Origin of the sequence: Actinacidiphila bryophytorum, assembly GCF_016916835.1 — a bacterium.
Classification (GTDB): domain Bacteria; phylum Actinomycetota; class Actinomycetes; order Streptomycetales; family Streptomycetaceae; genus Actinacidiphila; species Actinacidiphila bryophytorum.
On the sequence record NZ_JAFFIX010000003.1, the window covers coordinates 463,461 to 475,247 of the forward strand.

The window sequence follows — 11,787 nt, forward strand, 5'->3', positions numbered from 1 at the left end:
ATATTTTGTCGCAGATACTACTTACAGCCATCGTCCACCGGCCAGGCGGGAGTTGGCTGACGCAAAACCGAAGCACCCTAGGGGGCACAGCGCGGTGAGCACGATCTCAGCGACCGGATTCTGCCGCGTCACGGTCGTAGCACCGGACAGCAGGATCGACGTGGCATTGCCCGACGACCTTCCGGTCGCCGATCTGCGTCCCGACATCCTGCGCCTTTCCGGGCAGGTGCAGACCGAGGAGGAGCCGACCGGCTTCCACCTCGTACGCCGGGACGGCAGTGTCCTCGACCCCGCCCTGTCGCTGTCGGCGCAGCGCGTCCTGGACGGCGAGCTGATCGCGCTGCGCGCCTACGCGGAGTCGCTGCCGCCGGCCGTCCACGACGACGTGGCCGACGCCATCGCCACCGCCGTCGTCCGCGACCGGCGCCGCTGGGACGACGACCTGATGCGGGTCGTCGGCCTGACCGGCGGCGCGGTGCTGCTGGTGATGATGGGTTTCGTGCTGTGGTGGGCGGAGCCGATCCGGCACGACATGCACTCCATGCCGGGCGTGGTCGCCGGTGTGCTCGGTACGGTCCTGGTCGCCTTCGCCGCGGTGCGCGCCCGGATCTACCGCGACCGCGTCGCCGCGGTCGCCCTGGGCCTCGCGGCGCTGCCGCACCTGCTCATCGCCGGCTCCGGCATCGTCGCCCCCGACCACGGGCACGGCCCGGGACGGCTGCAGTTCATGGTCGGCTGCGCGACGGTCCTGGTGGCCTCGGCGATCCTGGTCGCGGTACTGCCCACCGGCGACGCCCCCTTCGTGGCGTCGGCCTTCCTCGCCGCCGCCGGCACCCTGGCGACATACGGCGCCATCGCCACCGACGCCCCGCCGCGGGGGGTCGCCTCGGTCGCGGCTGTCGCCGCGGTCGCCCTGGTCGGCTTCCTGCCGGGCTGGTCGGCGCGCTTCGCCCGGCTACCGATCGGCTTCGGGTCGCCCGAGCCGTCCGCCGAGGTCATGGAGCGCTACGGCGACCGCCGCGAGCCCGAGCAGGCCATCGACTACGAGGCGGTCGCCGCGCAGGCCCGCCGCGGCCACGAACTGCTGCTCGGCCTGGTCGGCGGCTGCGCGGCGACCGTCGTGGGCGCCGCCGCGGTGATGAGCTTCTCGGACTCCGCGCCCGCCCAGGTGCTCGCACTGACCGCCGGGGTCGCGGCGCTGCTGCGCGCCCGGCTCTTCCGCTACACCAGCCAGGTCGCGAGCCTGGTGGTCGCCGGCATCCTCGCGGTGGCCCTGCTGATCCTCGGGCTGGCGCTCAACCCGGACATGTCGCTGCTGATCCACCTGGCCAGGGGCGACCACGGGCCGCTCGACCTGCACACGCTGTGGCTGTCCGCGGCGATCGCGGCCGGCGCGGTGCTGCTGGTGGCGATCGGCCTGATCGTGCCCCGCAAGGGCGTGTCCCCCTTCTGGGGCCGCAGCCTGGACCTCGCCGAGGGCGCTGTGCTGCTGTCGCTGGTCCCGCTGTGCCTGGGCGTCCTCAAGGTCTACGGCTCGGTCCGCGGGCTGAGCAGCGACTGACGGGCGGCACCGACAGCCCGGACGCATGCCCGGCGGGTCATGCCCGGCGGGTTCGATGACCCGCCGGTAAGGAGCCCGTCGACCGGCTGGTACTCTGGGTGACGGTCACCTGTGTGTTCACGCCCGGTGACCGTACGCCGTGCGAGTCACCTGAGATTTCCCCGCGATGCAGACCGGGGACGCTCGCCGGCCGTGACCCCAAGAGGAGTCCGTATGTCGCTCGACGTCGAGACGAAGAAGCAGATCATCGCCGAGTTCGGCACCAAGGAGGGCGACACCGGCTCCCCCGAGGTCCAGGTGGCCCTGCTGTCGCGCCGGATCTCGGACCTGACCGAGCACCTCAAGACCCACAAGCACGACCACCACTCGCGTCGTGGTCTGCTGATCCTGGTCGGCCAGCGCCGCCGTCTGCTGCAGTACCTGGCCAAGAAGGACATCACGCGCTTCCGTGAGCTCCGCGAGCGCCTCGGCATCCGTGCCGGCGCGGCGGGCGTTCGCTAGGACGCGTAGAGGGAGCGGTGCCCGCACGACGGGGCCGCTCCCTTTGCCATATGCACCGCACCCTGTCGGAGCACCGAGTTCGTAAGCACCTGGCTACGAAGCGCGCACATGACGTGCGCGACACCTGCGTCGTCTGGTGCAATGGTGCTGTTGACAACGTATGAGGAGGAGCGTCCTCCTATCCGCCGCAGTCGCCGGTCCTCGGTAGTGGCTCCCGGGTGGTTCCGCCCCCGGTGGCTTCGATCGAAGACCGGCCCCCGGCAGGACGCCCCTCCACCGATGGCCCACGGGGACACGCCCCGCGGGCAAGGACGAGGAGAATCCCCATAGTGGAGAACGAGACCCACTACGCCGAAGCCGTGATCGACAACGGCACCTTCGGCACCCGCACGATCCGCTTCGAGACGGGCCGCCTGGCCCGCCAGGCCGCCGGTTCCGCCGTGGCCTACCTGGACGACGACACCATGGTGCTGTCGGCCACCAGCGCCTCCAAGCAGCCCAAGGAGCACTTCGACTTCTTCCCCCTCACGGTGGACGTCGAGGAGCGCATGTACGCGGCCGGCCGGATCCCCGGCTCCTTCTTCCGCCGCGAGGGCCGCCCCTCCGAGGACGCCATCCTCACCTGCCGGCTGATCGACCGCCCGCTGCGCCCGTCCTTCGTCAAGGGCCTGCGCAACGAGATCCAGGTCGTCTGCACGGTCATGGCGCTCAACCCCGACCACCTCTACGACGTGGTCGCCATCAACGCCGCCTCCTGCTCCACGCAGCTGGCAGGACTGCCCTTCTCCGGCCCGATCGGCGGCGTCCGCGTCGCGCTGATCCGCGGCCAGTGGGTGGCCTTCCCCACGCACAGCGAGCTGGAGGAGGCCGTGTTCGACATGGTCGTCGCCGGCCGTGTGCTCGACGACGGCGACGTCGCGATCATGATGGTCGAGGCCGAGGCCACCGACAAGACCATCAAGCTGGTCGAGGGCGGCGCCGAGGCGCCGACCGAGGAGATCGTCGCGGGCGGCCTCGAGGCCGCCAAGCCGTTCATCAAGGTCCTGTGCAAGGCGCAGTCGGAGCTGGCGGCCAAGGCGGCCAAGCCCACCGCCGAGTTCCCGATCTTCCTGGACTACCAGGACGACGTCTTCGAGGCCCTGGAGTCCGCCGTCACCGGCGAGCTGGCTCAGGCGCTGACCATCGCGGGCAAGCAGGCCCGCGAGGCCGAGCTGGACCGCGTCAAGGCGCTGGCCGCCGAGAAGCTGCTGCCGCAGTTCGAGGGCCGCGAGAAGGAGATCTCCGCGGCTTACCGCTCGCTGACCAAGAAGCTGGTCCGCCAGCGCGTGATCCGCGACAAGGTCCGCATCGACGGCCGCGGCGTCACCGACATCCGCACCCTGGCCGCCGAGGTCGAGGCGATCCCGCGGGTGCACGGCTCCGCCCTGTTCGAGCGCGGCGAGACCCAGATCCTCGGCGTGACCACGCTGAACATGCTCCGCATGGAGCAGCAGCTGGACACCCTGGCGCCCGAGACCCGCAAGCGCTACATGCACAACTACAACTTCCCGCCGTACTCGGTCGGCGAGACCGGCCGCGTGGGCTCGCCCAAGCGCCGCGAGATCGGCCACGGCGCCCTCGCCGAGCGCGCCCTGATTCCGGTCCTGCCGACCCGCGAGGAGTTCCCCTACGCGATCCGCCAGGTCTCCGAGGCGCTCGGCTCCAACGGCTCCACCTCGATGGGCTCGGTCTGCGCCTCCACCATGTCGCTGCTGAACGCCGGTGTGCCGCTCAAGGCCCCGGTCGCCGGTATCGCCATGGGCCTGATCTCCCAGGAGATCGAGGGCGAGACGCACTACGTGGCGCTGACCGACATCCTCGGTGCCGAGGACGCGTTCGGCGACATGGACTTCAAGGTCGCCGGCACGAAGAAGTTCGTGACCGCGCTGCAGCTGGACACCAAGCTGGACGGCATCCCCGCGTCCGTGCTGGCCGCGGCCCTCAAGCAGGCCCGCGACGCCCGGCTGCACATCCTCGACGTGATGATGGAGGCCATCGACTCCCCGGACGAGATGTCGCCGAACGCGCCGCGGATCATCAGCATCAAGATCCCGGTGGACAAGATCGGCGAGGTCATCGGCCCCAAGGGCAAGATGATCAACCAGATCCAGGAGGACACCGGCGCCGACATCTCCATCGAGGACGACGGCACGGTGCTGATCGGCGCCACCGAGGGCTCCCAGGCCGAGGCGGCGCGTGCGGTGATCAACCAGATCGCCAACCCGACCATGCCCGAGGTCGGCGAGCGCTACCTGGGCACGGTGGTGAAGACCACCACCTTCGGCGCCTTCGTGTCGCTGATGCCCGGCAAGGACGGTCTGCTGCACATCTCGCAGATCCGCAAGCTCGCCGGCGGCAAGCGCGTCGAGAACGTCGAGGACGTGCTCGGCGTCGGCACCAAGGTCCAGGTCGAGATCGCCGAGATCGACCAGCGCGGCAAGCTGTCGCTCGTCCCCGTGATCGAGGGCGAGGACGGCGACGCCGACGACGCGAAGGACGAGTCGGCCAAGTGACGACCCGCTCCACCGCCGTGACGGCCCGCCCCTCCACCAAGGGGCGGGCCGTCCGCACGCGGACCCTGCTGCCCGGCACCGACGGCATCGGTACGGTGCGCCGCAGCGTGCTGCCCGGCGGCCTGCGGGTCGTCACCGAGACGCTGCCGACGGTGCGCTCCGCCACCTTCGGCATCTGGGCGGCCGTCGGCTCCCGCGACGAGACCCCGGTGCTCAACGGCGCCACCCACTACCTGGAGCACCTGCTCTTCAAGGGCACGGGGCGGCGCAGCGCGCTGGACATCTCCGCGGCGGTCGACGCGGTCGGCGGCGAGATGAACGCCTTCACCGCCAAGGAGTACACCTGCTACTACGCACGGGTGCTCGACACCGACCTGCCGCTGGCCATCGACGTGGTCTGCGACATGCTCACCGGGTCGCTGATCCGCCAGGAGGACATCGACGCCGAGCGCGGTGTCGTCCTTGAGGAGATCGCGATGACCGAGGACGACCCCGGCGACCAGGTCCACGACCTGTTCACCACCGCGATGCTGGGCGACACCCCGCTCGGCCGCCCCGTCCTCGGCACCGTCGAGACCATCAACGCGCTCACCCGCGACCAGGTCGCCCGCTTCTACCGCAAGCACTACGACCCTACCCGCCTGGTGGTCGCCGCCGCGGGCAACATCGACCATGCCAGCGTCGTACGCCAGGTCCGCCGGGCCTTCGAGCGCGCCGGCGCCCTGCGCGACCCGGAGGCGCAGCCGCAGCCGCCCCGCGACGGGTCACGGACGCTGCGTTCCTCGGGCCGGGTCGAGGTGCTGGACCGGCGCACCGAGCAGGCCCATGTCGTTCTCGGCATGCCGGGCCTGTCCCGTACCGACGAGCGGCGCTGGGCGCTCGGCGTGCTCAACACCGCGCTCGGCGGCGGCATGAGCTCCCGGCTCTTCCAGGAGGTCCGCGAGAAGCGCGGCCTGGCCTACTCCGTCTACTCCTACACCTCGTCCTTCGCCGACTGCGGCCTCTTCGGCGTCTACGCGGGCTGCCAGCCCTCCCGGGTGCCGGAGGTGCTGAAGATCTGCCGCGACGAGCTGAACCAGGTCGCCGAGCACGGTCTGACCGACGAGGAGCTGCGGCGCGCCATCGGCCAGCTGTCCGGGTCGACCGTCCTGGGCCTTGAGGACACCGGTGCGCTGATGAACCGGATCGGCAAGAGCGAGCTGTGCTGGGGCGACCAGCTCTCGGTGGACGACCTGCTGGCCAGGATCGCCGCCGTGACGCCCGACGAGGTGCGTGCCGTCGCCCGCGACGTGCTCGGGCAGCGCCCCTCGCTGGCCGCGATCGGCCCGCTCAAGCAGAAGCAGACCGCCCGGCTGCACGAGGCCGTCGCCTAGCCTGGACGCGCGCCGCACCCGTACGCAGGACCCACCCCGTACGCACGACTCGGAGGACCCCGAAACGATGAGCAAGCTCCGTGTGGCCGTCATCGGCGCCCAGGGCCGGATCGGCTCGGCGGCGGCCGCCGCCGTCGAGGCGGCCGACGACCTCGACCTGGTCGCCGCGATCGACCGCGACGACCAGCTGGAGGCGCTGACCGAGGCAGGCGCCCAGGTCGCGGTGGAGTTGACCCACCCCGACGCGGTCATGGGCAACCTGGAATTCTGCGTCGGCCACGGCATCCACGCCGTCGTCGGCACCACCGGGTGGACCGAGGAGCGCCTGGCCGCGCTGCGCGGCTGGCTCGCCGCGGCCCCCGGCACCGGTGTGCTCGTCGCCCCGAACTTCTCCATCGGCGCCGTCCTGACCATGCAGTTCGCCCGGCAGGCGGCCCGCTGGTTCGAGTCGGCCGAGGTCATCGAGCTGCACCACGACAACAAGGCGGACGCCCCCAGCGGCACCGCGACCCGCACCGCCCAGCTGATCGCCGCCGCCCGGGCGGACGCGGGCCTCGGCCGGCAGCACGACCCGACCACGCACGGCCTCGACGGTGCCCGCGGCGCCGACGTCGACGGGGTGCCGGTGCACTCGGTACGGCTGCGCGGCCTGCTCGCCCACCAGGAGGTGCTCTTCGGCGGCACCGGGGAGACCCTCACCATCCGGCACGACTCGCTGCACCACAGCAGCTTCATGCCGGGTATCCTGCTCGCCGCCCGCACCGTCCCGGGTGTCCCCGGCCTCACCTACGGGCTGGAGAACTTCCTCGACGGTACGGAACCCGGCACCCCAGAGGACTGACCGCATGCGCTCGAAACTCAGCTACGCCGTCTCCGCCGCCGCGCTGCTGTTCTACTTCGTCCTGGTCGGCGACCGCGGGGTGCTGCTGATCGCCGACGGCCGCCCGGTCACCGTCGCCTTCGGCGTCGCGGTCCTGGTGCTGCCGCTGATCGGCGCCTGGTTCCTGTGGCACACCACGCAGTTCGCCCGGCACGCCGGACGGCTCGGCCGGGAGCTGGAGGCCGAGGGCGGGCTGCCGCTCGACGAGCTGGCCCGCACCCCCAGCGGCCGCATCGACCGGGACTCGGCCGACGCGGTCTTCGCCAGGCGGCAGGCCGAGACCGAGGCGGCGCCCGACGACTGGCGCAACTGGTTCCGGCTGGCGGTGGCGTACTTCGACGCCCGCGACACGCCGCGGGCGCGCAAGGCGATGCAGCGCGCCATCGCACTGCACGACGGCAAATCGCCGCGCTGAGCCGTCAGGGCCGCGCGGCGCGCTCAGCGCAGTTCCGCGGCCCAGCCCTCGATGGCGTCGGCGGCCATGTCGAAGGCCTCGACCCGGCCGAGGAAGTCCGCGTTGTGGTCGGTGAGCTGCGTGCGCAGCGGCTCACCGCCGTTGCGGGAGATGATCAGCGCCTGCCCCTGGACGCTGCGCGGCAGCCCCAGCACCCGCACCGGCTGCTGCGCCGTACGCACCGAGGCGACCTTGCGCCAGGGCACCGTCACGGTGCTGAAGAAGCTCGTCTGGCGCAGCCCCTTGCCGCTCACCCACACGCCGACCCGCAGCAGCCGCAGCGTGGCCCCTATCACCGCGAGCGCCACCAGCAGGCACACCGCCGCTCCCTGCGTGTTGCCGGCGGCAGCCATGATCAGGGCGGCGAACATCAGGTACGAGGCGAGCATCAGCGCCAGCGCCGCGGTGGCGACCCGCCACGGCCCCGGGCGGTAGGGCCGCATCCAGCGGTCCTGCTCGAGGTGGGGGAGCGGGCGTCCGGCCGCGAGGTCGTCGGTCTCGGCGGTTGCGGAGCTGTAGGGCAGGGACACGCGGAGAATCCTCTTCCGGTTCCGGCGGGGGCAGGTCGGAGCGGGGTGCACTCCGATCCGGTGAGGCTAGCCGCCCCGGCGGCCCCTCGGCTACTTCGGGTCGGCCGATCGGCTGCGGCCCGCTGTCGGACCCACCGCCTAGGCTGGTCGCCGCAATGCCGCCCAGCAGGAAGGACCCTCCGGTGCCGACCGACCTCCCCACCGGGACCCCCGCAGCCCCGCCGGCCCCCGTCGAATTCCGGGACGACGTCACCGTCGACCTCGTCAAGCACAGCGCGTCGGACTCCGACGTCCTGTGGGCGGCCCGGGTCTCCACCGCGGGCGAGCAGTCACTCGAAGAGCTGACCAAGGACCCGGAGCGCTCCAAGGGCCTGATCAACTACCTGATGCGGGACCGCCACGGCAGCCCCTTCGAGCACAACTCGATGACCTTCTTCGTCAGCGCGCCGATCTTCGTCTTCCGCGAGTTCATGCGCCACCGCGTCGGCTGGTCCTACAACGAGGAGTCCGGCCGCTACCGCGAGCTGCAGCCGGTCTTCTACGTGCCCGGACCCGACCGCAAGCTGGTGCAGCAGGGCCGTCCCGGCAAGTACGAGTTCGTGCACGGGACACCCGAGCAGCACAAGCAGGCCGTCGCGGCCATGGAGGAGTCCTATGCGCAGTCCTATGCCGCGTACCAGGCGATGCTCGCCGACGGGGTCGCCCGCGAGGTCGCCAGGGCCACCCTTCCGGTCGGCCTGTTCTCCTCGATGTACGCGACCTGCAACGCGCGATCGCTGATGCACTTCCTCGGCCTGCGCACCCAGCACGAGCTGGCCGCGGTGCCGTCCTTCCCGCAACGCGAGATCGAGATGGTCGGCGAGCGGATGGAGACCGCCTGGGCGCAGCTGATGCCGCTCACCCATGCGGCGTTCAACGCCAACGGGCGTGTCGCCCCGTAGCGGGGCGCCCTGCCGCCGGGGCGTGGGTGAATGTCCGAAGTGTTCGGATTGCAGGCATTCATGAGGTTCATCTAGGCTGCAGAAACGGACCCCGGCGGTGCCTGAACCCCCGAGCAGACACCGCCGGAGTCCTTTGCGCAGGTCCCGCGGCTGCGTGCCCCCATACACACCGAGTAGCGTGGGACCCATGGCTCCGACCTCCACCCCCAAGGCCCCCTTCGGGCGGGTACTGACCGCAATGGTCACGCCGTTCACCACGGACGGCGCACTCGACCTCGCCGGCGCCCAGCAGCTCGCCGCCCACCTGGTGGACGCGGGCAACGACGGCCTCGTCGTCAACGGCACCACCGGGGAGTCGCCCACCACGAGCGACACGGAGAAAGACCAGCTCGTACGAGCCGTGGTCGAGGCCGTCGGCGACCGCGCCTTCGTCGTGGCGGGCGTCGGCACCAACGACACCCGGCACAGCATCGAGCTCGCCCGCCAGGCCGAGCGCAGCGGCGCCCACGGCCTGCTCACGGTCACGCCGTACTACAGCAAGCCGCCGCAGGAGGGACTCCTGCGGCACTTCACCGCCATCGCCGACGCCACCGGCCTGCCCGTCATGCTCTACGACATCCCCGGCCGCAGCGGCGTCCCCCTGGAGACCGAGACCATCGTCCGGCTGGCCGAACACCCCAGGATCGTCGCCAACAAGGACGCCAAGGGCGACCTCGGCGCCGCCGGCTGGGCACTCGTCCGCAGCGGCCTGGCCTGGTATTCGGGTGACGACATGCTCAACCTGCCGCTGCTGTCCATCGGCGCCACCGGCTTCGTCTCCGTCGTCGGCCACCTGGTCACCCCCGAGCTGCGCGCCCTGCTGGACGCGTACACCGGCGGCGACGTCGCCAAGGCCGCCGAGATCCACCAGCGGCTGCTCCCCGTCTACACCGGCATGTTCCGCGCCCAGGGCGTCATCACCACCAAGACCGCCCTCGCGCTGCGCGGACTGCCCGCAGGCCCGCTCCGGCTCCCGCTCACCGAACTCGACGCGGACGCCACGGATCGCCTCAGGAAGGATCTCGCGGCCGGCGGGGTACACCTCTGACAACAGACTTCACAACTGAATACGCACCACACGGACGCATATGCATTCGCACCGCCCGCATGACGGTGCACCAACGGAAAAGTCACACACAGTTCCGCACGCCACGGCCAAGGAAGGCCCATCCGGCGTGCGTGATAGGGAGAAACTTTTGAGCCATCCGCACCCTGAACTCGGCCCCCCGCGGACTCTCGCGGAAGGCGGCCTGCGCATCACACCGCTCGGCGGCCTCGGCGAGATCGGCCGCAACATGACGGTCTTCGAATTCGGCGGCAAGCTGCTGATCGTCGACTGCGGCGTCCTCTTCCCCGAGGAGGAGCAGCCGGGCGTCGACCTCATCCTCCCCGACTTCAGCTCGATCCGGGACCGCCTCGACGACGTCGTGGGCGTCATCCTCACCCACGGCCACGAGGACCACATCGGCGCCGTCCCCTTCCTGCTCAGGGAGAAGGACGACATCCCGCTGATCGGCTCCAAGCTCACCCTCGCCCTGATCGAGGCCAAGCTCCAGGAGCACCGCATCCGGCCGTACGCCCTGGAGGTCAAGGAAGGCGACCGCGAGCGCATCGGCCCCTTCGACTGCGAGTTCGTCGCCGTCAACCACTCCATCCCCGACGCGCTCGCCGTCGCCATCCGCACCCCGGCCGGCATGGTCGTGGTCACCGGCGACTTCAAGATGGACCAGCTCCCGCTGGACGGCCGGCTCACCGACCTGCCGACCTTCGCACGGCTCGGCGAGGAGGGCATCGACCTGCTCCTCGCCGACTCCACGAACGCGGAGGTCCCCGGCTTCGTCCCGCCCGAGCGCGACATCTCGCAGGTCCTGCGGCAGACCTTCGCCAAGGCCGAGAAGCGCATCATCGTCGCCAGCTTCGCCAGCCACGTGCACCGCATCCAGCAGGTGCTGGACGCCGCACACGAACGCGGCCGCAAGGTCGCCTTCGTCGGCCGCTCGATGGTCAGGAACATGGGCATCGCGCGGGACCTGGGCTACCTCAAGGTCCCCGGCGGACTCATCGTGGACGTCAAGGTCCTCGACGACCTGCCGGACGAGAAGGTCGTGCTGGTCTGCACCGGCTCACAGGGCGAGCCCATGGCGGCCCTGTCCCGGATGGCCAACCGCGACCACCAGATCCGCATCGTCGAGGGCGACACCGTCGTCCTCGCGTCCTCGCTCATCCCCGGCAACGAGAACGCGGTCTACCGCGTGATCAACGGCCTCACCAGGTGGGGCGCCAACGTCGTCCACAAGGGCAACGCCAAGGTCCACGTCTCGGGCCACGCCTCGGCCGGCGAGCTGCTGTACTTCTACAACATCTGCAAGCCGCGCAACCTCATGCCGATCCACGGCGAGTGGCGGCACCTGCGAGCAAACGCCGAACTGGGCCAGCTCACCGGTATCCCCAAGGAGCGCACGGTCATCGCCGAAGACGGCGTCGCCGTCGACCTCGTCAAGGGCGTGGCGAAAATCGCCGGCAAGGTCCAGGCCGGATACGTGTACGTCGACGGCCTCTCGGTCGGCGACATCACCGAGTCCTCGCTCAAGGACCGGCGCATCCTCGGCGAGGAGGGCATCGTCTCGGTCTTCGTCGTGGTCGACAGCACCACGGGCAAGCTCGTCGGCGGCCCGAACATCCACGCGCGTGGCTCGGGCATCGAGGACGAGGCGTTCGCCGCCGTCATCCCGAAGATCGAGGAGGGCCTGTCCCGTTCCGCCTCCGACGGCGTGATGGAGACCCGCCAGATCCAGCAGCTCATCCGACGGTCCGTCGGCAAATGGGTCTCCGACACCTACCGCCGCCGCCCGATGATCCTGCCGGTGGTCGTGGAGGTCTGACCCTCCGTCAAGCCACCGACCACGAACGGGCCGCCGGATTTGCATCCGGCGGCCCGCTCCAGTACGTTGGCACA

General features: G+C 70.9%; 10 protein-coding genes. 9 read left to right on the top strand and 1 reads right to left on the bottom strand.

What is annotated here, in order from left to right; translation table 11 throughout:
- Window positions 1-94: 94 nt before the first annotated feature.
- The 6 genes from eccD (at window position 95) to JT723_RS07235 (ending at window position 7,282) form a co-directional block, all read left to right on the top strand.
- The gene (eccD, locus tag JT723_RS07210; protein WP_205043608.1) at window positions 95-1,561 is read left to right on the top strand and encodes a type VII secretion integral membrane protein EccD; all 1,467 of its coding nucleotides are present in this window, start codon (window positions 95-97) and stop codon (window positions 1,559-1,561) included.
- A gap of 213 nt (window positions 1,562-1,774) precedes the next feature.
- The gene (gene rpsO / locus JT723_RS07215; protein ID WP_033173003.1) at window positions 1,775-2,062 is read left to right on the top strand and encodes a 30S ribosomal protein S15; all 288 of its coding nucleotides are present in this window, start codon (window positions 1,775-1,777) and stop codon (window positions 2,060-2,062) included.
- A gap of 329 nt (window positions 2,063-2,391) precedes the next feature.
- Window positions 2,392-4,614, top strand: coding sequence for a polyribonucleotide nucleotidyltransferase (locus JT723_RS07220; protein WP_205043609.1), 2,223 nt, complete (start codon window positions 2,392-2,394; stop codon window positions 4,612-4,614).
- Entirely contained in the window at window positions 4,611-5,987 is a 1,377-nt protein-coding gene (locus JT723_RS07225) for a M16 family metallopeptidase (RefSeq protein ID WP_205043610.1), read from the top strand. Before JT723_RS07220 ends, JT723_RS07225 begins: the two co-directional genes overlap by 4 nt.
- A 67-nt stretch (window positions 5,988-6,054) precedes the next feature.
- Window positions 6,055-6,828 carry a 4-hydroxy-tetrahydrodipicolinate reductase gene (dapB, locus tag JT723_RS07230; RefSeq protein ID WP_205043611.1) on the top strand — a complete coding sequence of 258 codons (774 nt, stop codon included), beginning with the start codon at window positions 6,055-6,057 and terminating at the stop codon, window positions 6,826-6,828.
- 4 nt (window positions 6,829-6,832) lie between these two features.
- Window positions 6,833-7,282: a tetratricopeptide repeat protein gene (locus tag JT723_RS07235; protein ID WP_205043612.1), complete on the top strand. Its 450-nt coding sequence runs from the start codon at window positions 6,833-6,835 to the stop codon at window positions 7,280-7,282.
- 23 nt (window positions 7,283-7,305) lie between these two features.
- Here JT723_RS07235 and JT723_RS07240 read toward each other — a convergent pair whose 3' ends face one another.
- Window positions 7,306-7,851 carry an SCO5741 family PH domain-containing membrane protein gene (locus JT723_RS07240; RefSeq protein ID WP_205043613.1) on the bottom strand — a complete coding sequence of 182 codons (546 nt, stop codon included), beginning with the start codon at window positions 7,849-7,851 and terminating at the stop codon, window positions 7,306-7,308.
- 155 nt (window positions 7,852-8,006) lie between these two features.
- Between JT723_RS07240 and thyX the strand changes: the two genes are divergently transcribed.
- The 3 genes from thyX to JT723_RS07255 all read left to right on the top strand — a co-directional run bounded on the left by thyX (window position 8,007) and on the right by JT723_RS07255 (window position 11,713).
- Complete coding sequence (gene thyX / locus JT723_RS07245) at window positions 8,007-8,792, top strand: FAD-dependent thymidylate synthase (RefSeq protein WP_205043614.1); 786 nt, start codon at window positions 8,007-8,009, stop codon at window positions 8,790-8,792.
- 187 nt (window positions 8,793-8,979) lie between these two features.
- Window positions 8,980-9,879, top strand: a complete 900-nt coding sequence (dapA, locus tag JT723_RS07250; RefSeq protein ID WP_205043615.1) for a 4-hydroxy-tetrahydrodipicolinate synthase — start codon at window positions 8,980-8,982, stop codon at window positions 9,877-9,879.
- Between the two features lie 148 nt (window positions 9,880-10,027).
- A complete protein-coding gene (locus tag JT723_RS07255; RefSeq protein ID WP_205043616.1) occupies window positions 10,028-11,713 on the top strand; it encodes a ribonuclease J in 1,686 nt (561 codons plus the stop codon).
- The last annotated feature ends 74 nt before the right edge of the window (window positions 11,714-11,787 follow it).

What these genes read in the sequence shown, in the direction of transcription:
- rpsO (WP_033173003.1), top strand. Translation starts at nt 1,775, where the DNA reads ATGTCGCTCGACGTCGAGACGAAGAAGCAGATCATCGCCGAGTTCGGC.
- dapB (WP_205043611.1), top strand. Translation starts at nt 6,055, where the DNA reads ATGAGCAAGCTCCGTGTGGCCGTCATCGGCGCCCAGGGCCGGATCGGC.
- JT723_RS07235 (WP_205043612.1), top strand. Translation starts at nt 6,833, where the DNA reads ATGCGCTCGAAACTCAGCTACGCCGTCTCCGCCGCCGCGCTGCTGTTC.
- thyX (WP_205043614.1), top strand. Translation starts at nt 8,007, where the DNA reads ATGCCGCCCAGCAGGAAGGACCCTCCGGTGCCGACCGACCTCCCCACC.
- dapA (WP_205043615.1), top strand. Translation starts at nt 8,980, where the DNA reads ATGGCTCCGACCTCCACCCCCAAGGCCCCCTTCGGGCGGGTACTGACC.